This window comes from Streptomyces rishiriensis (assembly GCF_003112535.1).
Classification (GTDB): domain Bacteria; phylum Actinomycetota; class Actinomycetes; order Streptomycetales; family Streptomycetaceae; genus Streptomyces; species Streptomyces rishiriensis.
The window spans coordinates 365,330-390,201 of record NZ_BEWA01000005.1 but is presented as its reverse complement, the minus strand read 5'-3'; the positions used below and the strand labels follow the sequence as shown (position 1 = coordinate 390,201).

The 24,872-nt window shown below is 73.5% G+C and carries 24 protein-coding genes; 14 read left to right on the top strand and 10 right to left on the bottom strand.

The window, feature by feature from the left end:
- Window positions 1-100 precede the first annotated feature (100 nt).
- From Sri02f_RS10065 to Sri02f_RS10050, 4 genes are all read right to left on the bottom strand, one after another.
- On the bottom strand, window positions 101-646 hold the full coding sequence (locus Sri02f_RS10065) for a GNAT family N-acetyltransferase (protein WP_109000736.1): 546 nt from the start codon (window positions 644-646) through the stop codon (window positions 101-103).
- Window positions 636-1,829 (bottom strand): bifunctional class I SAM-dependent methyltransferase/NUDIX hydrolase, encoded by a 1,194-nt coding sequence (locus Sri02f_RS10060; protein WP_109000735.1) that lies wholly within the window; start codon window positions 1,827-1,829, stop codon window positions 636-638. Before Sri02f_RS10060 ends, Sri02f_RS10065 begins: the two co-directional genes overlap by 11 nt.
- A gap of 119 nt (window positions 1,830-1,948) precedes the next feature.
- Complete coding sequence (locus Sri02f_RS10055) at window positions 1,949-2,398, bottom strand: carboxymuconolactone decarboxylase family protein (protein ID WP_109000734.1); 450 nt, start codon at window positions 2,396-2,398, stop codon at window positions 1,949-1,951.
- Between the two features lie 49 nt (window positions 2,399-2,447).
- Window positions 2,448-3,659 carry a globin domain-containing protein gene (locus Sri02f_RS10050; RefSeq protein ID WP_109000733.1) on the bottom strand — a complete coding sequence of 404 codons (1,212 nt, stop codon included), beginning with the start codon at window positions 3,657-3,659 and terminating at the stop codon, window positions 2,448-2,450.
- A 294-nt stretch (window positions 3,660-3,953) separates the two neighbouring features.
- Between Sri02f_RS10050 and Sri02f_RS10045 the strand changes: the two genes are divergently transcribed.
- Both Sri02f_RS10045 and Sri02f_RS10040 read left to right on the top strand, forming a co-directional pair.
- The gene (locus Sri02f_RS10045) at window positions 3,954-4,880 is read left to right on the top strand and encodes a UTP--glucose-1-phosphate uridylyltransferase (protein WP_109001018.1); all 927 of its coding nucleotides are present in this window, start codon (window positions 3,954-3,956) and stop codon (window positions 4,878-4,880) included.
- Between the two features lie 110 nt (window positions 4,881-4,990).
- Complete coding sequence (locus Sri02f_RS10040) at window positions 4,991-5,434, top strand: hypothetical protein (protein WP_109000732.1); 444 nt, start codon at window positions 4,991-4,993, stop codon at window positions 5,432-5,434.
- A gap of 124 nt (window positions 5,435-5,558) precedes the next feature.
- Here the strand turns inward: Sri02f_RS10040 and Sri02f_RS10035 are convergent, their stop codons facing one another.
- The gene (locus Sri02f_RS10035; protein ID WP_109000731.1) at window positions 5,559-6,191 is read right to left on the bottom strand and encodes a DUF6629 family protein; all 633 of its coding nucleotides are present in this window, start codon (window positions 6,189-6,191) and stop codon (window positions 5,559-5,561) included.
- 247 nt (window positions 6,192-6,438) lie between these two features.
- On the opposite strand from Sri02f_RS10035, the gene Sri02f_RS10030 reads away from it, so the two are divergent.
- Both Sri02f_RS10030 and Sri02f_RS10025 read left to right on the top strand, forming a co-directional pair.
- Window positions 6,439-6,792 carry an STAS domain-containing protein gene (locus Sri02f_RS10030; RefSeq protein WP_109001017.1) on the top strand — a complete coding sequence of 118 codons (354 nt, stop codon included), beginning with the start codon at window positions 6,439-6,441 and terminating at the stop codon, window positions 6,790-6,792.
- A complete protein-coding gene (locus Sri02f_RS10025; protein WP_109000730.1) occupies window positions 6,789-7,718 on the top strand; it encodes an anti-sigma factor RsbA family regulatory protein in 930 nt (309 codons plus the stop codon). The genes Sri02f_RS10030 and Sri02f_RS10025 overlap by 4 nt, the downstream gene beginning before the upstream one ends.
- Window positions 7,719-7,799: 81 nt before the next feature.
- On the opposite strand, the gene Sri02f_RS10020 is transcribed toward Sri02f_RS10025, so the two are convergent.
- Window positions 7,800-9,680: a serine/threonine-protein kinase gene (locus tag Sri02f_RS10020; RefSeq protein WP_245970582.1), complete on the bottom strand. Its 1,881-nt coding sequence runs from the start codon at window positions 9,678-9,680 to the stop codon at window positions 7,800-7,802.
- A 257-nt stretch (window positions 9,681-9,937) separates the two neighbouring features.
- Between Sri02f_RS10020 and Sri02f_RS10015 the strand changes: the two genes are divergently transcribed.
- The 10 genes from Sri02f_RS10015 to Sri02f_RS09970 all read left to right on the top strand — a co-directional run bounded on the left by Sri02f_RS10015 (window position 9,938) and on the right by Sri02f_RS09970 (window position 18,614).
- Window positions 9,938-11,596 carry an FAD-dependent oxidoreductase gene (locus tag Sri02f_RS10015; RefSeq protein ID WP_174855618.1) on the top strand — a complete coding sequence of 553 codons (1,659 nt, stop codon included), beginning with the start codon at window positions 9,938-9,940 and terminating at the stop codon, window positions 11,594-11,596.
- 134 nt (window positions 11,597-11,730) lie between these two features.
- On the top strand, window positions 11,731-12,321 hold the full coding sequence (locus tag Sri02f_RS10010) for a hypothetical protein (RefSeq protein WP_109000729.1): 591 nt from the start codon (window positions 11,731-11,733) through the stop codon (window positions 12,319-12,321).
- A 116-nt stretch (window positions 12,322-12,437) separates the two neighbouring features.
- On the top strand, window positions 12,438-13,172 hold the full coding sequence (locus Sri02f_RS10005) for a class F sortase (protein ID WP_373865084.1): 735 nt from the start codon (window positions 12,438-12,440) through the stop codon (window positions 13,170-13,172).
- 136 nt (window positions 13,173-13,308) lie between these two features.
- Window positions 13,309-14,463, top strand: coding sequence for a SchA/CurD-like domain-containing protein (locus Sri02f_RS10000; RefSeq protein WP_109000728.1), 1,155 nt, complete (start codon window positions 13,309-13,311; stop codon window positions 14,461-14,463).
- Window positions 14,464-14,535: 72 nt separating this feature from the next.
- The gene (locus Sri02f_RS09995) at window positions 14,536-14,979 is read left to right on the top strand and encodes a cupin domain-containing protein (protein WP_245970581.1); all 444 of its coding nucleotides are present in this window, start codon (window positions 14,536-14,538) and stop codon (window positions 14,977-14,979) included.
- Window positions 14,976-16,244 carry a beta-ketoacyl-[acyl-carrier-protein] synthase family protein gene (locus Sri02f_RS09990; protein ID WP_109000726.1) on the top strand — a complete coding sequence of 423 codons (1,269 nt, stop codon included), beginning with the start codon at window positions 14,976-14,978 and terminating at the stop codon, window positions 16,242-16,244. Before Sri02f_RS09995 ends, Sri02f_RS09990 begins: the two co-directional genes overlap by 4 nt.
- A complete protein-coding gene (locus Sri02f_RS09985) occupies window positions 16,241-17,491 on the top strand; it encodes a beta-ketoacyl synthase N-terminal-like domain-containing protein (RefSeq protein WP_109000725.1) in 1,251 nt (416 codons plus the stop codon). Before Sri02f_RS09990 ends, Sri02f_RS09985 begins: the two co-directional genes overlap by 4 nt.
- A gap of 34 nt (window positions 17,492-17,525) precedes the next feature.
- Complete coding sequence (locus Sri02f_RS09980) at window positions 17,526-17,780, top strand: acyl carrier protein (protein ID WP_109000724.1); 255 nt, start codon at window positions 17,526-17,528, stop codon at window positions 17,778-17,780.
- Between the two features lies 1 nt (window position 17,781).
- Complete coding sequence (locus Sri02f_RS09975; protein ID WP_109000723.1) at window positions 17,782-18,261, top strand: SRPBCC family protein; 480 nt, start codon at window positions 17,782-17,784, stop codon at window positions 18,259-18,261.
- A gap of 20 nt (window positions 18,262-18,281) precedes the next feature.
- Entirely contained in the window at window positions 18,282-18,614 is a 333-nt protein-coding gene (locus tag Sri02f_RS09970) for a TcmI family type II polyketide cyclase (protein ID WP_109000722.1), read from the top strand.
- A gap of 127 nt (window positions 18,615-18,741) precedes the next feature.
- On the opposite strand, the gene Sri02f_RS09965 is transcribed toward Sri02f_RS09970, so the two are convergent.
- The 4 genes from Sri02f_RS09965 to Sri02f_RS09950 form a co-directional block, all read right to left on the bottom strand.
- A complete protein-coding gene (locus Sri02f_RS09965; RefSeq protein ID WP_373865083.1) occupies window positions 18,742-19,815 on the bottom strand; it encodes a methyltransferase in 1,074 nt (357 codons plus the stop codon).
- Window positions 19,816-20,020: 205 nt separating this feature from the next.
- Window positions 20,021-21,106, bottom strand: a complete 1,086-nt coding sequence (locus Sri02f_RS09960) for a right-handed parallel beta-helix repeat-containing protein (RefSeq protein WP_109000721.1) — start codon at window positions 21,104-21,106, stop codon at window positions 20,021-20,023.
- 115 nt (window positions 21,107-21,221) lie between these two features.
- The gene (locus Sri02f_RS09955) at window positions 21,222-23,420 is read right to left on the bottom strand and encodes a sensor histidine kinase (RefSeq protein WP_109000720.1); all 2,199 of its coding nucleotides are present in this window, start codon (window positions 23,418-23,420) and stop codon (window positions 21,222-21,224) included.
- A 247-nt stretch (window positions 23,421-23,667) separates the two neighbouring features.
- On the bottom strand, window positions 23,668-24,867 hold the full coding sequence (locus Sri02f_RS09950; protein WP_109001012.1) for a sugar ABC transporter permease: 1,200 nt from the start codon (window positions 24,865-24,867) through the stop codon (window positions 23,668-23,670).
- Between the last annotated feature and the right edge of the window lie 5 nt (window positions 24,868-24,872).

Genomic DNA, 24,872 nt, shown 5'->3' with positions numbered 1-24,872 from the left:
ACACACGATTCCGGGTGGCGTGCTCCGCCGTTCGGCCGCGCCGCGCGGCAGGGTGTGCTACTCCGTCCGTGAGCGGGGCGCGGCTCGGCGGCGGCGGGCCTCAGCGCACGGTCGGCCGGTCAGGGGGCGGCGCCGCGAAGCAGTTCAGGAGCACGCTGCGCGCCGGCCCCCACTGCTGGACGGCGGTGCCGAGGCTGCGCCAGCCCAGTCGCTCGTAGAACGCCGAGGCCGGGTCCGCGGCGACCACGTCCAGGACCGGGTGCAGACCGCGGGCCCGCGCCGTCCCCACGGCCCGGTCCAGGAGAGCCGCGCCGACCCCGTGGCCGCGGGCGGCGGGGGAGACGTAGAGCCGGCTGATCACCGCGGGCGCCGGCCGGCCCGGACGGGCGCTCCACAACGCCGCCGCCGCGTCCCCCTCTCCGGGGGCGCACAGCGCGACGTGCCCCACGACCTGTCCGTCCAGCTCGGCCGCCCAGCCCGCGAGCAGCGCGTCAGGAGTCAGCCAGGCGGCGGGCTGCTCGGGCCAGTCCACCGGATAGCCGCTGTGCGCGTGCACGAGGGCCAGCGCGGCCACGCAGCCGTCGAGGTCGGCCGGGCGGCGGGGCCGGACGAAGGCGGGCCGGGGGCCCGCGGGTTCAGTCGTCATCGCCGCCCGCCCCGGGAGCGAAGGGCGCGAAAGGGGCCGGGGCGTGGTCGATCGGCAGGTCGGGACGCCACGCGGTAAGGGACTGGGCGCTGCACACGAACAGCGACGGCGGCAGCCGGTCCAGCGGGTACCAGCGCCAGTCGCCGACGCTCTCGTCCGGCTGGTCGGCCGGCTCGCCCTCCCAGGCCGTGACGACGGCGCCGACCGTCATCCGCACGACGCCGTCGACCTGGTCGAGGAGCGTGCCCAGCAGGCGTACGTCCGACGGCGCGGCGCGCAGGCCGGTCTCCTCGCGCAACTCGCGCACGACCGTCTCCCGGAGCGACTCGCCGGGCTCCACCGTGCCGCCCGGCAGCTCCCAGGTGCCGCCGCGGTGCCGGCCCAGGAGCAGTCCGCGGGGGCCGTGCAGGATGGCGCCGACGCCGAGGGCCGCGTGCGCGGCGGGCGGGCGGCCGGCGCGGGGGCGGGCACGGACGCGCACCGGCCGCCGTGCCCGGAAGACGCGGTGGGCGGCCGCGTTGCCGGGGTCGGGCGACGACACCGTCACCACGTCCTCGACCAGCAGCCCGTGGTCGGCGAGCAGCGCCTCCCACACCTCGGGGGCGGGCGCCCACATGTGGACCGTCGTCTCCCCGCCGCCCGCGAACCGCAGGGTCTCGGGCCGTGCGGCCAGGTCCGGACTCGGCCCCTCTCCCCGGGAGTCGGTGTGCAGCGCGGAGAAGCAGAGCGTCCCGCCGGGGGCGAGCGCGGTCGCCAGGGCGGGGAACAGCCGGCGCGGGTCGACGAAGGGCACGGCGTTCACGGAGTAGATCACGTCGTACGGTCGTGCCGCCCGCAGGTGCGCCACCGCGTCGGCGTGGACCAGACGCAGCCCGGGCAGGGAGCCGTAACGGGCCCGGGCCCGCTCGATCTGACCGGCCGCCGAGTCGACGGCGTCCACGACCGCGCCGTGGGCGCGCACCAGGCGGGCGGCGTGCCGGGCCGTGCCGCACCCGAGGTCCAGGACGCGCCGGCCCCTCAGCTCGCCGAGGAAGGCGTCGTCGGGCCCGGCGCCGGGGAACCCCCAGTCGATCCGCTCCGCCTCGTCCACAACGGTGCCGCGCCGCAGATGATGCGTGGCATAGGCCTGCCAGGCCGCGGCGTTGGCCGACTCGGGTCCGTCGGGCGCGAGGGGACGGGACATGGGCGGGGGCCTCCAGGGGGCGGACACGACCGGGCGGACGGTCTGGACGGTGCTCGTCGGGCCGGCGCCTCACACCCGGCCCGGACGATTCTTACCGCAGCGGACGGACCCGCGTCGGCTCAGCGCACGGGATGCCTGCTGAGGATGGACACCCGGTTGAAGGCGTTGATGGTGACGGCCACCCAGATCACGGCCGATATCTGGTCCTCGGTCAGCGTCCGGCGGGCGTCGGCGTACGCGGCCTCCTGCGCGGCCGCGTCGCAGGGCAGGGTGGTCGCCTCCGCCAGCGCCAGGGCGGCCCGCTCCAGCGGGGTGAAGAGCTCGGTGTCCCGCCAGGCCGCGAGGACGCCCAGCCGCCGGGTGTCCTCGCCGGCCCGCAGGGCGGCCCTGGTGTGCACGTCCAGGCAGTACGCGCATCCATTGAGCTGCGAGACACGCAGGTTGACCAGTTCCACCACGGTGCGCTCCAGCCCGGCCTCGGCCGCGGTCGCGCGCACGGCCTCGGACGTCTGGACCAACGCGTCGTAGGCCTTGGGGCTCTGCTTGTCCAGGTAGATCCGTCGGGTCATGGGTCGACATCCAACCAGAGGCCTGACCACGACGGACGTGCGGGGCAGGTCACTTGCCGAGCCAGAGGTCGGGACCGAACACCTCGTAGTGGACGGCGGCGGGACTCAGTCCCCGGGCGAGGAGGCCGCCGCGGACGGCCCGCATGAACGGCAGGGGCCCGCAGAGGTAGGCGGTGGTGTCCCGGGGCAGGTCCAGACCGCTGACGTCGGCGCGCCCCTCGCGCACCTGCACGCGCGGTCCCCCGACGTCCCGCGCCCCGGCCTCGTACCACAGGTGCACGGTGGAGTGCGGGAGCCGGGCGGCCAGTTCGGCCTGCTCCGCGCGGTGCGCGTGATGGGCGGGGGAGCGGTCGGCGTGGACGACGGTGACCCGACGGTGCGGGGAGACGTCGCCGAGGTGGTCCAGCATGGACAGCAGGGGCGTGACGCCGATCCCCGCGGACGCCAGCAGGAGGGGGCTGTCGTCCTGCGGCAGGACCAGGTCGCCGAACGCCGGGGAGACGCGCAGGAGATGGCCGGGCCGGGCGTGGGCGTGCAGCCAGGTCGAGACCTCGCCCTCGGGGCGGCGGCCGTCGGCGGAGCGTTCGCGCTTGACGGTGATGCGCCAGGTCTGGCGGCCGGGGGCGGCCGAGAGGCTGTACTGGCGTATCTGCCGTGCCCCGTCGGGCAGTTCGACCTGGACGCTGACGTACTGTCCCGGTGTGAACGGCTCGGCGGGCAGGCCGTCGGGGCGGCGCAGCACGAAGGACGCGGCGTCCACCGACTCCTCGGTGCGCTCCGCGATCTCCATCTCGCGCCAGACCTGGCCGTCGTCGACCTGCGCGCCGGCGTACAGACGTGCCTCCGCGGCGATGAGGGCGTTGGCCATCAGCCAGTACACCTCGTCCCAGGCGGCCGCCACCTCGGGGGTCACGGCGTCCCCGAGGACCTCCGCGACGGCGCCCGTCAGATGGCGTCCTACGACGGTGTACTGGTCGGCGGTCACGCCGAGTGAGGCGTGCTTGTGGGCGATGCGGCCGAGGATCGCGTCGGGACGCTCGCCCGGTCGCTCCACCAGCACGGTGGCGAAGGCGGCCACGGCGCCGGCGAGGGCCTCGCGCTGTGTGCCGTTGGCCTGGTTCGCGCGGTTGAACAGGTTGTGCAGCAGGGCCGGGTGCTCCTCGAACAGACGGCGGTAGAACAACTCGGTGATCGCCCCGAGAGAGGCTCCCACGGCCGGAAGCGTGGCTCGGACGATCGGGACGGAAGACGCGGAGAGCATCGCGGACCTCTCGGTATCAGGATGCACAGCGCGAGCTGTGCGCGGCGGCGGGCTGACCTGGCTGCATCCTAGATAACTTGCATATGAGATACCAATTTAAAAGCAGGTCGCAGGCGTGTGCCGTACGTCACCGGGTGGATCCCCGGGGGAGGGCGTCGCATGCCGCCGCGGGCCGACGGGTTCGGTCGGCTCAGGCGGCTCAGGTGGCGGTCGTCGCAGGCGGGGCGAGCGTTGGTAGCGTCCGCCTGTGCCGTGCCGACCGGCGCGGTCCGCCGCACGACCGAGGGAGACGTGATGTCCCCGACGATCCGCAGGGCCGTGATTCCCGCCGCCGGGCTCGGCTCCCGGCTGCTTCCCCTGACGAAGGCGACGCCGAAGGAGATGCTCCCGGTCGGCGACAAGCCGGTCATCGAGCACACCGTGCGCGAGCTGGTGGACTCCGGCATCACGGACATCACCATCGTCGTTTCCGGCGGCAAGTCCCTGATCCAGGATCACTTCCGGCCCAACCCCGCCCTGGTCGAGCAGTTGCGCGCCGACGGCAAGGCGCACTACGCGGACGCGGTGGAGGAGGTCGCCGAGCTGGCCCGCCGGGGTCACATCACCTACCTCGACCAGTACGGCCCGTACGGCAACGGCACCCCGGTGCTGAACGCGGCCCGGGGCTTCGGCGACGAACCGGTGCTGGTGCTGTGGCCCGACGACGTCTTCGTGGCCGAGGTCCCCCGGGCCCAGCAGCTGATCCGCGCCTACGAGCAGACCGGCTGCCCGGTGCTGGCCCTGCTGCCGATGGACCCGGCCGAGTCCCGTCGCTACGGCGTGCCCCTCGTCAAGGAGGACCTCGGCGGCGGCCGGCTGCGCATCACCGGTCTGGTGGAGAAGCCCGAGCCGGCCGCGGCCCCGTCGGCGTACGCGGCCGTCGGCGGCTACGTCGTCACCCCCGGCATCATCGACGAACTGCGTGAGCAGACCCGCCGCTGGTACGAGCACCGGACCGGCGAGATCTACCTGACCGACGCCATCAACGCCTACGCCGCCACCCGCGCGGTGTACGGGCAGGTCATCGAGGGCCGCTGGTACGACACCGGGAACCCGGCCGACTATCTGGTCGCCCAGATGGCGTCCGCCCTCGCCCATCCCGAGTACGGCCCGGTGCTGCGCGGCCTGGTCGCCGAGCTCGACGCCGACCCCGCCGCCGCCCGCCGCGACCGGCGGAACTGACGGCCCGACAGACGGGCGTTGCGCGGCCGGTGGGAGAATGCGGCCGAGGTCCACGCCGCCGTGGCGGCCGGCAGCCCGTGCGCACGGGGGACCGGGAGGAGGCGTCGCACATGATCGAGTGGGTGTCCCTGAGGACCGGCGCGAGACCCGTGCCCCAGCCCGTCGCCACCCCTGTGGTGTGGGCCTCCGCCTTCTGCGGTGCGTTGATCCTGGTGGCGGTGTACAACATGCTGGTGGGCTCGGACCGCCCCGGATGGGCGCTGGCGGCGGTGTCGCTGCTGGCGGCCCTGCTGGGCCTGTGCGCCCGCTTCACGGCGGCGCCCGGCACGGCCGTGCTGTGCTGGCTCACCCTCAACGGCTTCGCCGTCCCGCCGGCCGGCGCGCTCACCTGGACCGGGCGCCGCGACACCTTCTGGCTCACCTGCCTGTGCTCCGCCGCCCTGGTCGGCACGGTGCTGGCCCGGATCGTCCAGGCCCGGGCCGCGTACCGCAGGATCGCGGGGGATCCGGCCCCTTCGCCGCCGGATCCGGACGACGGCCGCTTCGGCCTCTGACCGACGCGTCGTCGACGGCGACGACGTCACCGTGTACGGCCTGCTTCGTGGAGCACCTCCAGAAGCACCCGACCGTCTGGAACGGCAACGGCGGCCGGACGTGCTTCGGCCCCCACCCGACGCCTCACCGCTGAGGCGTCGCCGCCTCGGCCGGGCGGCGACGGACCCAGTCGAACAGCAGCACCGACCACAACGCCGCGAACGCGCACCAGGTCGACACGAACTCCAGGCGCCACAGCGTGAAACAGACCACCGCGCCCGCGGCGACCACCACCCCCAGGACCGTCAGCCGCCGGTCCGCGGAGAGCAGCAGCGAGCCGACGGTGGCCACCAGGTAGCCCGCCACGAGCACCGGCGGGTGCGGCACGTCCAGGCGGTAGCCGACGGTGTGGGCGCGGAGCTCGGCCGTCACCGGCCCGGTGGCGATCCCGTACGCGAGCACCGCGGCGGTGGCCAGGCCGACCGCGAGCGCGCACCCCGGCCCGCGCCGCGCCGACGCAGGGGCGGCCGCCCACACGCCCGCGGGCACCCACACCGCCAGCAGCGGCAGCGCGACGACCGCCCAGGCGACCGTGGCGGCTCCGCCGCCCCCGCCCGCGTCCCACACCGCGGCCTCCACGAGCTGGTGCGCGCCGAGCAGCAGCGGCAGCGCGGCGAGGGGAAGGTCCCGGCTGTCGCGCACCCGCGTCACACAGGCCACCCCGACGGCTGTCACCCCCACGCCCGCCACCAGGTCGGCCGTCGCACTCCAGCACATCACGTCACCCCGGGTTCGCCCGTCTCGCCGTGCGGGTCACGCTACTTCGCGGGCCGGGCGTCTGCCCGGCGCGCGGGCGAACGCCGAACGGAGCCGAACCGGGTCGAACACAGTCGAACGGACTCTTCGGACTGCGCGGCAGGGGCGGCGAAGGCCGCGTTAGGCTGCAGGCAGCGGGCAGTGGCCGTCCGGGCTGGTTCTGCGGGGCGGCGGGGGTGACCCGCGGACACGAAGGAGGACGCGGGTGGTGGACCCCACGCAGGCAGTCGACCGGTGGGAGCCGGTGCGCGGCGGAGCCGTGCTGGAGGTGAGCCCGTTGACCGGTCGGCCCGGCATTCGCGCCAGGGGCGAGATCAGCGAGGTCACGCGGTCCCCGTGGGAAGCCGCTCTGGCGGGCCTGGCGCGGCAGCACGCCGACGTGTCCTATGTGGAGCTGTCGGAAGTGGGGTTCGTCGACGTGGCCGGAGTCGCGGCGCTCGCCGTCACCGCGTTGGGTCTGGCCCGCGGCCGCATGGTGGTCGAGCATCCGCCGCCGCAGGTGCCCCGGGTTCTGGGCCTGTTCTGGCCGGGCCTGCGCCGGATCGAGGTGGCGCCGCGATGAGCACGGTGGCGACCCACGAGGCGTTCGAGCATCCCGCGCTGTTCTACCGCGGCGAGCAGGAGTACGTGGACCGGACGGTGTCCTTCGTCCAGGAGGGCCTGGACCTCGGCGAGCCGGTGGCGGTCGCGGTGCCCGGCCCCAACCTGGAGCTGATCAGGACCGCGCTGGGCGCCGATGCCGAGGGCGTCCTGCTGCTCGACATGCGGCAGGCCGGCCGCAATCCGGGCCGCATCATCCCCGGAGTGCTCCGCTCGTTCGCCGACGCCCATCCCGGGAGTCGCGCGCGGATCATCGGCGAGCCGATCTGGGCGGGCCGCAGCGCGGTGGAGTACCCGGCGTGCGCGCAGCACGAGGCGCTGATCAACGCGGCCTTCGAGGGCCGGGCGGTCACCATCCTGTGCCCGTACGACGAGGCGAACCTGGACGAGGCGGTCCTCGCCGACGCGAGGATCACCCACCCGACCATCGTGTCCCGCGACGAGCGTCGGCCCAGCGACGTCTACGACTGGCGCTCCGTCGTGGACCGCTACAACGAGGCGCTGGCGCCCGCGGCGGACGCCGCCGTGTTCTCCTTCGACGCCGACAGCCTGTTCATGGCCCGTGCCTTCGTCGTCGAGCAGGCGGGTCGGCTCGGCCTCGCGGGCCGGCGGCTGCAGGACGCCGAACTCGCGGTGGCGGAGCTGACCACCAACAGCGTGGTGCACGGCGGCGGACACGGAACCCTCGCGGTCTGGGCCGAGGCGGACGACCTCGTGTGCGAGGTGCGGGACGCGGGCCGGCTGACCGATCCGCTGGCCGGCCGCAGGCCGCCCGCCCGGGGTCAGCTCGGCGGCCGCGGCCTGATGCTGGTGCACTACGTGGCGGACCTGGTGCGTCTGCACACCGGCGACGAGGGCACGACGGTCCGGTTCTACCTCGCCTGTTGAGGGGCCGCGGCCCTGAAGGCCGCGGTTCCCGGGAGGCCGCCGTCGCCGGGCGCCCGAGGCGGCCGGCGGCGGCCCCGGCCGTCAGTCGTCCGCGCGCAGCGCCGCCCAGGTGGCCTTCGTCACGACGCCGTTGGCCTTCAGCCCCCGGTCGCTCTGGAAGCCGCGGACGGCCGTCTCGGTGTCCGCGTCGAACGTGCCGTCGACCCCGGACGCTCCGACGCCGTAGCCGCGTTCGGCGAGCATGCACTGCGCCTGCCGCACCCGCTTGCCGGTGTCGCCGAGGCTGGTGCGGCCGCTGCCCGCGTAGTACGTGCAGTTGCTGAGCCAGGGCGGGGAGCCGGGCTCGACCGGCGTGGCGTCGGGGGAGGGGCTCGGGGAGGCGGAGACGTCGGCGGCGGGGGCGGAGGGCGTGCTCCCGGCGCCGGCGGTGGCGGAGCGCGGGGCCGAGGGGAGCGACGGCGTGGTCTCCTCCTCGGCCGTGACGACGTCGGCGCGTCTGCTGGACGAGCCCGCGGCGGAGGCCCGGTCCGGGGCGCCGGGCGAAGCCGCGCCCTCGCCGGCGCCGGCGCCGGGAACGCCGCCCGGCCTGCTGCCGTACGCCGACTCGGAGGCGCGTGGGGAGGCGGTCGCGGGGCCGTCCTCGCGCATGAGGGAGAAGGCGCCCGCGGCGACGGTGCACAGGGCGGCCACGGAGGCGAGGGCCGCCACCCGCTTCCGCCGTGCCCGGGGCCGGGCCGCGGACACGGGAGACACGGGCCCGGAGACGGGCCCCGACGCGGGCGACGCCGTTACGGCGGCGGCCACCGCGGCCGCCGGCGCCGGGTCCCGTTCCCGGGAACCCCGGCCGGACGGCGTCGCCGGGGACGCTTCCTCGAGGCGACGCCCCGCCGGGGGATCCGTGACCTCGTCCGCCCGGCCCGCCCCCTGGGCCCGGCCGGCCCGGCCCGCCCGGTTGTCCAAGGGGCGCAGCCACGCCGTGTGTTCGACGGGAAGCCGGTGCAGCGTCTCGTAGGCGCGCTGCCGGGCCAGCACCGCGCTCCGCAGCGGCTCCGGCCAGCCGGTGGCCAGGGCGCGGCCGCCGACCGCGTCGATCAGGTCCCGCGGGGCGGGGCGGCGCTCGGGCTCCTTGGCCAGGCACGCGGTGAGCAGCGCGCCCAGCTCGGGATCGGCCGCCGCGACCGCGGCCGTCACCTCGGTGTTCGGCTCCTCGAACGCGACCCGGTGCATCACGTCGACCCCGGTGCCGTCGCCGAACGGGGCCCGTCCGGTGGCCGCGTAGAGCAGGGTCCCGGCCAGCGAGAACACGTCGGAGGCCGTGTCGCAGTGACCCGTCCTCAGATACTCCGGGGACATGTAGGCCGCGGTGCCCACCCGGTTGCCCGTGCCCGTGATGGCGCTGGCGTCCAGGGCCTTGGAAATGCCGAAGTCGATCACGTACGCGCCCTGGGGCGAGACCAGCACGTTGGACGGCTTCAGGTCCCGGTGCACCACCTCCACCGCGGCGAGCGCGGTGAGGGACCGGGCCAGCTCGGCGGTCAGCCGCCACACGGCGGCCGTCGGCAGGGCCCCGCCCCCGCGCACCGCGTCGGCGAGATCGAGGCCCGGGATGTACTCGGTGGCCATCCACAGCAGCCGGTCGTCCCAGCCGGTTCCGCGTAAACCAGGGGCGTGCGGCGGACCGAGCCGGCCGTGCACCGCGGCCTCGCGTTCGAACCGGCGCTGGAAGCGGACGTCCTCGGCGTACTCCGGCCGGATCACCTTCACCGCGAACAGCCCGGGCGAGTCGTCGGCGGCCCGGGCCAGATAGACGCGTCCCATCCCGCCGCTGCCGAGCAGCGCCACCGGGACGAAGGGCCCGACGCGGTCCGGATCGCCGGTCCGCAGAGGTGAGGCCCCGGTCTGCCGGAGCGCGGCGGCCTCTTCCGCCGCGGAGTTCGGTGGGGGCGGCAGCTGGTCGGACACGGAACTCCCGAAGTGATGTTCGTCGTAACTCAGTTCGCACACGGTGGGAGTTCGAGGCTAGCCGAGCCGGGCCCGGTGCTCAGCGTTTCTCGCGGTTCCGTCCGACCGGCACCGCCGCCCCGGGGGCCCGCCGGAGCCCGCCGGGGCTCGGCGCAGGCGGGTGAAGCCTGAAGCGCCGTCAGCTCCACGGGGCATGCATGAGGATCTCCGCCGTATCCGGCCGGGTCGGCGGAATCGACGCGCTGGAGGCGAGAGTGATGAACGAACGAGACGAACCGACCGGCCCCCGTACCCTCAGGGTCCCGGTCCTCATCGTCGGCGGGTCCCTGGTCGGGCTGGCGACCTCGTTGTTCCTGGGCCGGCTCGGGGTGCCGCACCTGCTGGTGGAGCGCCACTCCGGCACCTCCATCCATCCCCGGGGCCGTGGGAACAACGTCCGCACGATGGAGCTGTTCCGGGTGGCCGGCGTCGAGCGGGCCATCCAGGAAGCGGCGGCCACCCTCGCCGACAACCACGGCATCCTGCAGACCCCCACCCTGGTCGGCGACGCGGGCGAGTGGCTGTTCCGCGACATCGACCCGGGCGGCGGCCTGGCCCGCTTCAGCCCCAGCTCCTGGTGCCTGTGCAGCCAGAACGACCTGGAGCCGGTGCTGCTCGACCACGCCCGGCGGCTCGGCGGCGACCTGCGGTTCTCCACCGAGCTGATGTCGTTCGAGACCGACCCCGACGGCGTCACCGCCGTGGCGAAGAGCCGCGAGACCGGTGAGCACATCACCGTCCGCGCGGACTACCTCGTCGCCGCCGACGGCCCGCGCAGCCCCGTCCGCGAGCAGCTCGGCATCGGCCAGAGCGGTCCGGGCGACCTGTTCCACAACGTCAGCCTGACCTTCCGGTCCCGCCGCCTCGCCGACGTCGTGGGCGACCGCCACTTCATCGTCTGCTACCTGACCAGCCCGGAGGCCGACGGCGCGCTGCTGCCGGTGGACAACCGCGAGAACTGGGTCTTCCACGCCCCCTGGCACCCCGAACACGGGGAAACCCTGGAGGAGTTCACCGAGGAGCGGTGCGTCGAGCACATCCGGCGGGCGGTCGGCGTCGCGGACCTCGACGTGGAGATCACCGGCAAGGCGCCCTGGCACGCCGCGCAGCGGGTCGCCCGCAGCTACCGGGCCGGGAGGGTGTTCCTGGCCGGGGACTCGGCCCACGAGATGTCCCCGACCGGGGCCTTCGGCTCCAACACCGGCATCCAGGACGCCCACAACCTCGCGTGGAAGCTCGCCGCGGTGCTCGACGGCTGGGCGGGGGAGGGGCTGCTGGACACCTACGACGCCGAGCGCCGACCCGTGGCGGAGGCCACCAGCGCCCGCGCCGCCGCCCGGTCCGCCGAGCACAGCCACCCGGGGTTCGCCCCGCCGCCCGGATCCGGCGGCGGAGGCCCGCAGCGAGGCATCCTCAACGTGGCCCTCGGCTACCGCTACCCGAAGGGCGCCGTCGTCGGCGCCGACCTCGCCGTGCCGGTCGTCCCCGAGGGCCTCGACCTGAGCGGCGGTCCCGGCAGCCGGGCGCCTCACCTGTGGGTGCTGCGCGGTGACGAGCGGATCTCCACCCTCGACCTGTACGAGCGGTCCCTGGTCCTGCTCAGCGACGCCGACGAGCCGGCCGGCTGGCACGAGGCCGCCGGCCGCCTCGCCGCGGAGCTCGCCCTTCCGCTCAGGTCGTACCGGGTGGGGAACGGGCCCGGCGCCGACCTGGTGCCGCAGGACGGCGCCGACTGGGCGGAGCGCCACGGCACGACCCGCGGCGGCGCCGTGCTCGTCCGGCCCGACGGGTTCGTCGCCTGGCGGTCGCCGGGCCCGGACCGGGACGCCGGGGCGACGCTGCGTCAGGTCCTGACCGCCGCGCTGTCGCTTTCCTGACGGCGTGGGCTTCACCCGTGTGATCGTCCCGAGTGGTGCGGCCACGGCCGCTGACTGACGGTGGATCACGTCCCGAACGGGTTCCACGAGCTGACGAGGTGTCGGCTGCCCGGTCGTGACGGAAGGACCATCAGATGCGTTCTGCTCGCATGATCCTGGCCACCGCGGCCGCGACGGCCGCTCTCGCGGTGGGCGCTCCCGGCGCCCACGCGGCCGACGGGGGCCGGGACCACGACGGCTCGTCCCACAGCAGGGAGGACCACTCCTCCACCGGCAAGGGCGACGACGCCTGGGCCGGCAAGCACGACAAGGAGGACCACGACGCACCCCACGGCGGCATGCACACCGGCGGCGGCGCGCTGACCGCGCTCGGCCAGGGCGGCGACCGCGACGGCTCCGCCGCCAAGGACCCCCGCTTCGACCCCGAGACCTACAAGGACCAGGACTGGCAGAAGGAGCAGGACGGCGGCGGCGAACACGGCCAGGAGGACCACGGCCGCCAGGACGCCTCCGCCGGCCAGGACGACAACTCCTGGAACGGCGGACACCAGGAGGACGCCGACGGCTGGAAGGGCGAGCACGACAAGCCCAACGGCGGCATGCACACCGGCGGCGGCGCCCTCGCCGGGCCCTCCCTCACCGCCGGCGGACTCGGCATCCTCGCCGTCGCCGGCACCGGCCTCTACGCCCTGCGCCGCAAGAAGACCGCGGCAAGCGAGGTCTGACCCGTGCCGGTCGCCGTAGCGAAGCCGCGGCCGCCGCGCGCGCCCGCGCGGCAGCCCGGCTCGCCACCCGCGCCCCGCCCCGCACCCGCTGCCGCGCCCGAATGAGGTAATCCCCGATGGCAGTCCCCCCTCCTTCCTCCCCTTCCCCCTCCGATCCCTCCGGCGGTGAGCCGGGGTCCGCCGAAGAGGGGACCTCCCGCACCGGCCTGATGATGATCTGCGCCTCGGTCGCCGTGGTCGTGGCGCTCGGCCTGGCCGGCGGCAACGACGCCCCGGCCGGCACGGCCAGCCCGCCGCACGCCCCGCCCGCCGCCCTCTCGGTCCCGGCGACCCCCGCACCGGACGCGCCGGACGCGCAGGCCCCGCCGGCGCCCGACGGCCGACCGGTGGGAAAGCACCTGCCGCGTTCACGGCCCGTGCGGCTGCTCATCCCCAAGATCGCGGTCGACGCCCCCTTCACCGACCTCTCCATCGGCCCCAGCGGGCGGCTGAACCCCCCTCCGGCGAGCGACGTCAACCTCGTCGGCTGGCACGCCAAGGGCGCTTCCCCCGGGGAGACGGGCACCGCGATCATCGCCGGCCACGTCGACACCAAGACGTCCCCGGCCGTCTTCGCGCGGCTCAGCGAACTGACGAAGGGCGATCTGTTCCACGTCCTGCGGGCCGACGGAACCCGGGCGTCCTTCCGCGTCGACAGCGTGGAGACCTTCGCCAAGGACGCCTTTCCCAGCGAACGGGTGTACGGCGACACCGCACAGGCCCAGGCCCGTCTGATCACCTGCGCGGGCGACTACGACCGGCAGGTCAAGGACTACACGGACAACCTGGTCGTCTTCGCCCATCTCGTGTGACGTTCACCCGGCCGGTCACCCGCGTAGTTCATCCGACTCGCGCGCTCGCGGGGACGGGCACAGGATCGAGGAACGCTGACGTCGCATCACCGCGGCCGACGTTCACTTCCCCCTCCGTGAAGGAGATGTGCGCAGGATGACCACCACGTCCGAACGTGTTGCAGGCTCGCGGGCGCGACAGGCGTCGCAACGCGTCTCCCAGTCCGTGTTCGACGGCTCCCGGCTTCGCGTCGTCCTCCTGGTCGACGTCTACGACGGGGCCCAGCAGCAGTTCCTGGAGGCCTACGAGCAGCTCTGCAACCAGGTCGCGTCCGTCCCCGGGCATGTCAGCGACCAGCTGTGCCAGTCCATCGAGAACCCCTCCCAGTGGCTCATCACCAGCGAGTGGGAGAGCGCCCCGCCCTTCCTCGCCTGGGTCAACAGCGAGGAGCACGTGCGGATGGTGGAGCCGCTGCACAGCTGCGTGCGCGACACCAGGTCGCTGCGCTTCCACGTCGTCCGCGAGACGGGCGGCCCGGCGGACGGCGGGCAGGGCAAGCGCCGGCTCCAGTCGTCGCCCCGGATCGGCGACGGCATGATCCGGCACGCGCTCACCTTCACCGTCAAGCCGGGCAGCGAAGACATCGTTGCCAAGATCCTCGCCGACTACGCCTCACCCGAGCCGAAGGTCGACGACACCACCCGGCTGTGCCGCACCTCGCTGTTCATGCACGGCAACCGCGTGGTCCGGGCCATCGAGGTGCGCGGCGACCTGCTGTCCGCGCTGCGCCACGTCTCCCGGCAGCCCGAGGTGCGGGCCGTCGAGGAGGCCATCAACCCCCATCTGGAGCAGGACCGGGACCTCAACGACCCCGAGTCCGCGCGGGTGTTCTTCACCCGGGCCGCGCTGCCCGCCGTCCACCACGTGACGGCGGACCGGCAGGACGCGAAGGCCGAGCGGTACGCCCTGTGCTACCCGACCCGGCCCGACCGCGGCATGAAGCTGGCCGAGCTGCTCGCCCGGCAGGACGAGACCGCCGCGGACGACCCGCGCAACCCGGTCCTGCGCAGCACGATCTTCCAGCGCGACGACGTCGTCGTCCGGCTGATCGACGTGCGCGGCGGACTCGACGCCGCCGACCCGGTGCAGGCCCTGGGCCTGGCCGACCCCGACCAGATGGCCGAGCTGACCACTCTCGAGGACGTCCCGGGCTCATCCGACCGGTCCGCCGCGAAGGACGTCCGGCTCGCGCGCTTCCTGGAGCTCGCGCGCATGGACCTCGTCACCGACCGCCGGTCGCCCGAGGCCTGATCCCCCATCACGTGGGAGGGGCGGGCCCCCCGCCCCTCCCACGCCGGCGCAGTACATCATCGGAGGAACGTCGTGATCACATCCCGTCCCAGAGTCGTGGATCTCCGCGAGGTCGAGCCCAACACCCGGCGCGGCGGCGATCTGCGCGCCATGCTCACGCCCGTCACGGTCGGTTCGACCAGCGGTTTCATGGGCGTCGCGCTCATCAAGCCGGGCGACCGCATCGCCGAGCACTACCACCCGTACTCCGAGGAGTTCGTGTACGTCGTGTGCGGGCAGCTGGAGGTGGACCTCGACGGCGAGGCGCAGGCCCTGCAGCCCGAGCAGGGACTGATGATCCCCGTCGGCATGCGGCACCGCTTCCGCAACGTCGGCAACGTCGAGGCCCGCATGGTCTTCCACCTCGGCCCGCTGGCGCCGACCCCGCCGCTCGGCCACGTCGACACCGAGGAGACCGACGCCGAGCCCGTGGTGATCGGATCCGAGGCGGCCGCACGACGTCAGGTCCGGTCATGACCAGACGTGTCGCGGTCACCGGCATAGGCGTCGTCGCCCCGGGCGGCATAGGCGTGCCGGCGTTCTGGAAGCTCCTGGCCGAGGGGCGCACGGCGACGCGCGGCATCACGTTCTTCGACCCGGCGGGTCTGCGCTCGCGGATCGCCGCCGAGTGCGACTTCGACCCGGCGGCCCACGGGCTGGACGCCCGTGACGTCGAACGGTGCGACCGGTACATCCAGTTCGCGATGGCCGCCGGCGACGAGGCCGTACAGGACGCCGGTCTGGACCTCGGCGTCGAGAACCCCTGGCGGGTCGGTGTCTCCCTGGGCACCGCGGTCGGCGGTACCACCCGGCTGGAGCAGGACTACGTCCTGGTCAGCCACGGCGGGCAGCGCTGGGACGTGGACCACCGCGAGGCGGCCCCGCAGCTGCACCGCGCGTTCACCCCCAGCACGCTGGCCTCGACGGTGGCGGAACGGTTCGGGGCGCGCGGGCCGGTGCAGACCGTCTCGACGGGCTGCACCTCCGGACTCGACGCGGTCGGATACGCCTTCCACACGGTGCAGGAGGGGCGGGCCGACATCTGCATCGCCGGCGCCTCGGACTCGCCGATCTCCCCGATCACCATGGCCTGCTTCGACGCGATCAAGGCGACCTCCTGCAACAACGACGACCCCGCCCACGCCTCGCGGCCCTTCGACGCGGACCGCGACGGGTTCGTGATGGGCGAGGGCGGCGCCGTGCTCGTCCTGGAGGAGCTGGAGCACGCCCGGGCCCGCGGCGCGCACGTGTACTGCGAGCTCGGCGGATACGCCACCTTCGGCAACGCCTACCACATGACCGGTCTGACCAGCGAGGGCCTGGAGATGGCTCGGGCCATCGAGGACGCACTCGATCACGCGCGGATCGATCCCGGCGCGATCGACTACGTCAACGCGCACGGGTCGGGCACCAAGCAGAACGACCGTCATGAGACCGCCGCGGTGAAGCAGGTCCTCGGCGCTCACGCCTACGACACCCCGATGAGCTCCATCAAGTCCATGGTGGGCCACTCCCTGGGCGCGATCGGGGCGATCGAACTCGTCGCCTGCGTCCTGGCGCTGGCCCACCAGGTCGTGCCGCCGACCGCGAACTACGAGACGCCCGACCCCGAGTGCGACCTGGACTACGTCCCGCGCGTGGCCCGTGAGCGCAAGCTGGGCAGCGTGCTCTCGGTGGGCAGCGGGTTCGGCGGATTCCAGTCCGCGGTGGTCATGAACCGGCCGAGGGAGAAGACACGATGAGCGAACCCCTTCAACGGCGCGCGGTCGTCACGGGAATCGGCGTGGTCGCGCCCAACGGAGCCAGCACGGAGACCTTCTGGAAGTCCACCAAGGAAGGCATCAGCGTCCTGGACCGGGTCACCCGCGAGGGCTGTGAGCACCTGCCGCTGCGGGTGGCGGGCCAGGTCCGCGACTTCGACCCGTCGGCCGCGATCGAGGAGCGCTACCTCGTCCAGACCGACCGGTTCACCCACTTCGCGATGGCCGCCGCCGACCTCGCGCTGGACGACGCCGGCCTCGGCCGCACCGAGACCGACGCCGCGCCCTTCTCCGTCGGCGTGGTCACCGCGGCCGGTTCCGGCGGCGGCGAGTTCGGCCAGCGCGAACTGCAGCAGCTGTGGGGAAAGGGCAGCCGCTATGTCGGCCCGTACCAGTCCATCGCCTGGTTCTACGCCGCCAGCACCGGCCAGATCTCCATCCGCCGCGGCTTCAAGGGCCCCTGCTCGGTCGTCGCCGCCGACGAGGCGGGCGGCCTGGACGCCCTCGCCCACGCGGCGCGGGCCGTGCGCCGCGGCACCGACGTGATCGTGGCCGGGGCGACCGAGGCGCCGATCGCGCCGTACTCGGTCGTGTGCCAGCTCGGCTACGAGGAGCTCAGCACGGTCGACGACCCGGCCCGCGCCTACCGCCCGTTCACCTCAGCGGCCTGCGGGTTCGTGCCGGCCGAGGGCGGCGCCATGATGGTCGTGGAGGCGGCGGAGCCGGCCCGTGCGCGCGGCGCGCGGGTGCGGGCCGTCCTCGCCGGACACGCGGCGACCTTCACCGGCGCCTCCCGCTGGGCGGAGTCCCGGGAAGGCCTCGCCCAGGCCGTCCGGGGAGCCCTGGAGGAGGCCGACTGCGCCCCGGAGGAGATCGACGTGGTCTTCGCCGACGCGCTCGGCGTCCCGGAGGCGGACCGCGCCGAGGCGCTGGCCATCGTCGACGCGCTCGGCCCGCACGGCGCCCGGGTGCCCGTCACGGCGCCGAAGACCGGCATCGGGCGGGGGTACTGCGCGGCGCCGCTGATGGACGCCGCGGCGGCGGTGCTCGCGATGGAGCACGGCCTGATCCCCCCGACCCCGAACGTCTTCGACGTCTGCCATGACCTCGACCTCGTGACCGGCCGCGCCCGCACCGCCGAGGTGCGCACGGCACTGGTCCTCAGCCGGGGACTCATGGGGTCGAACTCGGCGCTGGTGCTCCGGCACGGCGTCGCCGACGTCTCGTAGCGAGGCGCCGCTCAGCAGGAGAGAAGAGGAACCGATGACTGACCGCATCACCGTGGAAGAGCTGGCCGAACTCATGAAGAAGTCCGCCGGCGTCACCGTCGCCCCGGACCGCCTCCGGGAGCCGAAGACCGGCTTCGACACCCTGGGCGTCGACTCGCTGGGTCTGCTGGGCATCGTGGGCGAGCTGGAGAACCGTTACGGCACGCCGATGCCGCCCGACGCCGAACGCTCCAAGACGCCCCGCGAGTTCCTCGACCTCGTCAACAGCGCCCTCATGACAGGAGCCTGAGATGACCGGACACACACAGAACGAGATCACCATCGCGGCGCCTCTGGACCTCGTCTGGGAGATCACCAACGATCTGGAGAACTGGCCGCGGCTGTTCACCGAGTACGCCTCCGTCGAGATCCTCTCCCGGGAGGGACGCAGGACGACCTTCCGGCTGACCATGCACCCGGACGAGAACGGGACCGTGTGGAGCTGGGTCTCGGAGCGCGAGCCGGACCGCGAGACGCGCACGGTCAAGGCCCGCCGGGTGGAGACCGGCCCCTTCGACCACATGAACATCCACTGGCGGTACGAGGAGGTCCCGGCCGGTACGCGGATGGTGTGGACGCAGGACTTCGCGATGAAGCCGGAGGCGCCGGTCGACGACGACTGGATGACCGACAACATCAACCGGAACTCCAAGGTCCAGATGGCCCTGATCCGGGATCGCATCGAGAAGGCCGCCGCCGAACGCGGCGCCACTGCCGGACTGACCGACTGAGCCGGACGGAGAACGGTTTCATGCACCAGGCCCTGATCGTCGCCCGGATGGCCCCCGGATCGGCCCCCGACATCGCCAAGGTGTTCGAGGAGTCCGACCGGGGGGAGCTGCCGCACCTCGTCGGCGTCGTCCGGCGCAGCCTCTTCCAGTTCGGCGATGTGTACATGCACATGATCGAGTCGGAGCGCGAGCCCGGCCCCGCCATCGCCAGGATCACCGGGCACCCCGAGTTCCGGGAGGTGAGCGAACGGCTGTCCGCCTACGTCAGCGCGTACGACCCCGAGACCTGGCGGTCCCCCAAGGACGCCATGGCGCAGCGCTTCTACCTCTGGGAGCGCGAGCCGGCCGGCTGACCCCCGCCGACCGTCACCGGTCGCCGGGCCCGCGGCGCTGCGGGCCCGGCGACCGGTGGTCTGCGGGGGAGGGAAGCGGCGGACGGGGAGTGAAGGGGAGTGAAGGGCAGGGGCGAACGCGGTCGGATCAGCCGACGACGTGGCAGTCGAACGCGTGCAGATACGGGTTGACCGGGCTGATGTCGTCGATGACCAGCCCCGCGTCGGTCAGCCGGGAGACCATGCTCTCGGTGGTGTGCTTCGCGCCGCCGACGTTGAGGAGCAGCATCAGGTCCATGGCGGTGCTGAACCGCATGGACGGCGTGTCGTCGACGAGGTTCTCGATCACCACGACCCGTGTTCCCGGCCCGCCCGCCTCGCGCACGTTGCGCAGCGTGCGGGCGGTGCTCTCGTCGTCCCACTCCAGGATGTTCTTGATGACGTAGACGTCGGCCTGCACCGGGACGGCCTCGCGGACGTCGCCCGGCACGACGCGCGCCCGGTCGGCGAGGTCGCCGCCCGCGAGCAGCCTCGGCACCGCGTTCTCCACCACCCGGGGCAGGTCGAGCAGGGCCCCGCGCATCGTCGGGTACTTGTCCAGCAGGCTCGCCACCACGTGCCCCTGGCCGCCGCCGAGGTCGGCGACCGAGGCGCACCCCGACAGGTCGAGGAACTCCGCCACGTCCCGCGCCGACTGCACGCTGGACGTCGTCATGGCGCGGTTGAAGACGTCCGCCGACTCCGGGGCGTCCTCGTTGAGGTAGGGGAAGAACTCCTTGCCGTACAGGTCCTGCACGACGTTGCGGCCGGTGCGCACGGCCTCGTCCAGCAGCGGCCAGGCGTCCCAGGTCCAGGGCTCGGTGCACCACAGGGTGATGGCGCGCAGGCTCTCGGGGTCGTCCTCGCGCAGCAGCCGGGAGACGTCGGTGTGCGCGAACGACCCGTCGGCCTGTTCGGCGAAGACGCCGTAGCAGGACAGGCCCCGCAGCAGCCGTCGCAGCGGCTTGGGCTCGGCCTTCACCGCGGCCGCGAGGTCCGCCACGGGCAGCGGGCTGTCGCCGAGGGCGTCGGCGACGCCGAGCCGGGCGGCCGCGCGCAGGGCGGCGGCGCACGCCGCCCCGAACGCGAGCTCCCTCAGCCGCATGGACGGGGGCGGGGGCGGAGCCGGGGGCGCCCCCTGTGCCGGCGGGTCCGAGAGCTTGGGAGGCTGAACGGTCGTCATCTGCCGCCTACTTTCCTACGTGGGTTCCTGACGTTCCTGGAGTGCCTGGAGTGCCTGGGGTTCATGAAGTGCCCGGAGTTCCTGGGCGGGTCCGGAGAGCACGGGGGTCGCGGGGTTCACGGGGATCACGGGGTTCACGCGGTTCCCGGGACGCATGGCGTTCCCGGGAACCGCGGGCCACTGCACCACTGTGGTCGGCGGCCGCTCAGCACAGACCGGCGGGCTGCGACGCCCGGCACGAGTTGCCCTCGAAGACGTTGCCCTTGCCCGCGGTGTCCGTGTTCACCAGGTCCGCGGGGGAGTTGCCGCTCAGCTCGTTGTCGCTGATGCGGTTGCGGTCGCTGGTGGTGCCCACGAAGCTCTTGAACAGGACGATGCCGCCCGAGAGCGGGGACTTGCCGACGTTGTCCTCGATCACGTTGCGGGTGATCAGGCTGTCCTCGGCCCCGGTCAGCACGATCCCGGAGCCCTGCAGGGCGTCCAGCCGGGCGGTCTTCGGGCAGGACTTGTTGTTGCGCACGATGCGGTTCTCGCGCACGGTCACGAGCCCGGCCTTGGGCTTGTTCTCGTCGCCGACGACGAAGACCGCGGCGCAGTTGCCGGTCATGTGGTTGTGCGCGACCGTCAGGTTGCGCAGCCGGCGCACGGTGACGCCGATCCGGTTGCCCTCCAGCCGGTTGCGCTCGACCACCGTTCCGTTCGTGTTCGTGGCCCCCTGCTCCTCCTTGATGCTGTTGGCGAGGAACAGACCCGCGTCGCCGTTGTCCTGGGCGGTGTTGCCGCGGAACACGCCGCGCACGGAGCCTTCCTGGGCGATGCCCCACACCCCGTTCTTCACGGCGGTCACGTTGCGCACGGTCAGGTGGTCGGTCGCCGTGGCGTAGACGCCGTTCTTGGTGAAGCCGGAGACCGTCAGGGCGGTGACGGTGACGTCCTCGACGCGGTGGTCCTTCGTGCCGACGACGCAGATGCCGTTGCCGTCCGCGGCGCAGGCGCCCGCGGCCTTCGCGGCGCCCGCCGGCTTCGCGGCGCCCGCGGCCGGTTCGAGTACCGTGCGGCGGCCCATGCCGCGCAGGGTCAGTCCGGGCGTGCTCAGGGTGACGCTCTCGTGGTAGACGCCGAGGGCCAGCAGGACCGTGTCGCCGGGCTCGGCGGCGTCCACCGCCTTCTGGATCGATTCCCCCGGCTTGACCAGGTGGACCGTGTGCCCGGCGACGGTCGGGGCGGCGCCGAGTCCTGTTCCGAGGAGCGCGGCCGTGCAGGCCAGATATGCGATATGGCATTTCTTCATATTGCTGACGTTATGACCGGAAGGGCCCTGGGGCGGCGGGATGGGCCATCCGGCGGCGTGTCCCGCCGCCGGGCCATCCGGCGGCGGGAGGGGCGGCGGGAGGGGCGGCCGCGGGTCAGGGAGAGCGGCGGCCGCGGCTGCCGGAGGCGCGCCGGGGGAGGGGCCGGGGGCGGGCCGTGGCGGGCGGGGGCTCCTCGGCGGGCCGTGTCCCCGCCGGGTCGTCCTGCCATGCCTCGTAGTCGCTGAACGCGTCCCCGGAGTCCGGGCCGCCGCCCAGGGAGGCCATGACGTCCGCGTGGCGCGACTCGGGGACGTTCTTGACCATGGCCAGCGTCAGCGTGTCGGAGTCCGGCTGGGCGTCGGGCGAGCGATGGGCGAGCGTGTCGGGCAGCATGACGAGGGACGTCGTCCCCGACCGCTCGCCGGACGGGCGCAACTGCACGCGGATGCCGTGCCGTTCGGCGAGCCGGCCGACGACGAACAGCCCCATGTGCTGGGAGATGTCGACGTCGACGGTCGGCGGATTGGCCAGCTTGTGGTTGATCGTCGCGAAGTCGTCCGCCGCCAGACCGATGCCCTCGTCGTGGATCTCGATCATGATCCGGCCGTCCGGCAGCCGGGCCGCGGTCACCCGCACCTCCGAGCGGGGGGACGAGAACGCCGTGGCGTTCTCCAGCAGTTCCGCCAGCAGATGCACGAGGTCGGTCACGGCGCCGCCCTGGATCTGCACCTCCGGCAGGCCGGAGAACTGGATGCGCTCGTACTGCTCCACCTCCGAGGAGGCCGCGCGGATGACGTCGACCAGCGGCAGCGGCCGGTCCCACGCCTGCGCGGGCTTCTCGCCGCCGAGCACCAGCAGGTTCTCGCCGTTGCGGCGCACGCGGGTGGCCAGATGGTCCAGCCGGAAGAGGTTCTCCAGCTGTTCCGGATCGGTCTCGTTGTCCTCCAGGCTGGTGATCAGGGCGAGTTGACGCTCGATCAGGGACTGGCTGCGACGCGATAGGTTGGTGAAGATCGCGTTGATGTTGCCGCGCAGCAGGGCCTGCTCGGCGGCCAGCCGGACGGCCTCGCGGTGGACGTGGTCGAAGGCCCGGGCGACCTCGCCGATCTCGTCGGTGGTGTCGATCGGGATCGGCGTCACCCGGGTGTCCACCGGGCCGGCGTCGGGCTGCGACATCTGGTCGATCAGGCCCGGCAGGCGCTTTCCGGCGATCTCGATGGCGGAGGCGCTCAGGCGGCGCATGCCGGTGCTCATCGTGCGCGCCACCCAGGAGGCGAGGAGGAAGGCGGCGAGCACCGCGGCGAGCACCAGCGCGGCGTTGGTGATCGCGTCGCGCCGCGCGTCGTCGGCGATGTCCTGGGCGCTGGCCAGCGCAGCGTCCGTGAGGTTCACCTGGATGCTCCGGTAGGCGTCGAAACCCAGGGTGGACGCGGCGAAGAACGACTCGGGGGTGACGCCCTGCGCGGCGAGCTCGTCGGCCGGCTTCCCGGTGGCGATCTCGGTGATCATCTCCGCGATGGGGGGCGGGCTCACATAGGTGCGCCCGGCCGCGGCCGCCTTCGCGGCGGCGTCGGCGTTCTGCCGCTCGCCGCGCGCCTCGGCGGCGGCCAGCGCCTGCTGGAGCCTCGCCATGTCCTGCGCGGTGCCGGCGCCGGCGAACTCCTGGAGCCCCACCTGCTCGAGATAGGCGTACGAGCGGAACGAGGCGAGCTGGGCCCCCAGTTCCCCCGCGGCGAGACCCCCGCGGTCCTCCACCAGCAGGTGGGTGCCGATGGACCGGATCAGGGACTCGGCCGCCTGCGTCAGGGACACGGCGTACAGCGTCCGGCCGAAGCTGGTCTGGTTGCTGCTGCCGTAGCCCAGCTCGTTCGAGAGCTCCATCAGGGGGTGCTGGACGGTGTGATAGCTCTCCTCCGTCTGCACACCGGACATCCGGGAGGTGAACGCGTTGGCCCGCACGACGCCGAGCTGCCGCTCGCCGTTGCGGACCAGCTGCACACGTCGCAGCAGGCCGCTGGTCTTCGGTATCCGGGAGACCGCGCGGTCGAAGGCCGCGGCGTCCGCGTCGGTCGTCCTGCGGGCCTGGACGACCGCCTCCGACGCCTTCTTCTCCGTCAGCAGGGGGATGACCGACACATCGCGTTCGTTGATCGCGTCGCTGGCGTACTTGTTCGCCGCCTGGACGAGCTCGGCCACGCGGACCGCGTCATCGGCGTCCTGCCAGGTGTCCACCGAGCGTTTCACCCGTATGCCCCCGAGCACGAGGGCGACGAGCACCGGGATGAGCAGGACGGCCCGCAGCCGTCGGCCCACCGGCCAGTTGCTGGTGAGGGACCTTCTTCGTCCCTCCGCTGTGGGTGAGTTGTTCGGCAAGGTCGTCCTATCGCCTGGAACGCGTCGCGCGTGACGCGCCGTTCTCCCCTCATTACGGTGCGACGGCGGCGCTGCGTTCAAAAGTGGTGCAAGTTTCATCAAAGTCGGAACGGCACCACCGTAGACCGGACGGCCGCCGAGCACAGGCGAACGGCGACACATGTCCGCACAAAGGTGCGCCGGCTCCTCAGGCCCGGCCGTGCGCCTCCTGGGAGCGCCGCGACAGCGAGTCGATGACCACCGCGGCGAACAGCACCCCGCCCGTGATCACGAACTGGAGCGCGGGGGGAGTGTCCGTGATCGCCATGCCCGAGGCGATCGACTGGATGACCAGCATGCCGAGCACCGCCGACCAGGTCGTGCCGCGCCCGCCGAACAGGCTGGTGCCGCCGATGACGGCCGCCGCGATGGCGTTGACCAGCAGCACGCCCGACCCCGAGGCCTGGCTCACCGAGGTGATCCGCGAGGCCAGGAACAGCCCGCCGAGCGCGGCCATGGTGCCCGAGGTCGCGAGCACCGCCGTCTGCACCCACGTCACGTCGATGCTGGCGCGCCGGGACGCCTCGATGCTGCCGCCGAGCGCGTAGACCTGCCGTCCGTAGTGCGTGCGGCGCAGCACGACGTCGAGGGCCGCGACCAGCACCAGGAAGATCAACAGCGCCAGCGGCAGCCCCTGGAACCGGTTGAGCAGATACGCGACGGCGAACGCGAGCACCGCGAGCCCTGCGGTGCGCACCAGGATGCCGCGCAGCGAGCGGTGCGGCATGCCGAGGGCCCTGCGGCGGCGCCGGTCCCGGTCGGACACGAGGAAGACCACCCCCGCGGCGACCGCCGCCAGGCCGTAGGCCACGGCGTCGTGGGTGAAGTAGTAGCTGGTCAGCCGGGCCACCAGCCCGTCCTCGTCGAGGTTGACGGTGCCGCTGTCGCCGAGCACGGACAGCATCAGGCCGTTCCAGGTGAGCAGCCCGGCGAGCGTGACCACGAACGCCGGCACCCGGGTTCTGGCGATGGAGTAGCCCTGGACCGTCCCCGCCACCGTCCCCACGAGCACCGCGACGACGAGCGCGAGCCACTCCGGCACCCCGTTGTTCACGTTCAGCACGGCGAAGACCGCCGCCGCCAGGCCGCTGATCGACCCGACGGACAGGTCGAGCTGACCGAGCAGCAGCACGAACACGATGCCGACCGCGATCAGCCCCGTCCCCACGATGTCCACGCTGAGGTTGGACAGGTTGCGCGGCGAGAGGAAGTTCTGGTTGAGGCACTGGAAGGTGATCCAGACCACGGCCAGGACGAGGACGACGGGGAGCGACCCCAGTTCGCCGGCGCGCAGCTTGCGCCGGACGGTCGCGACCGCGCTCCACGCGCCGCGGGCGACGGCCCGCATGCTCT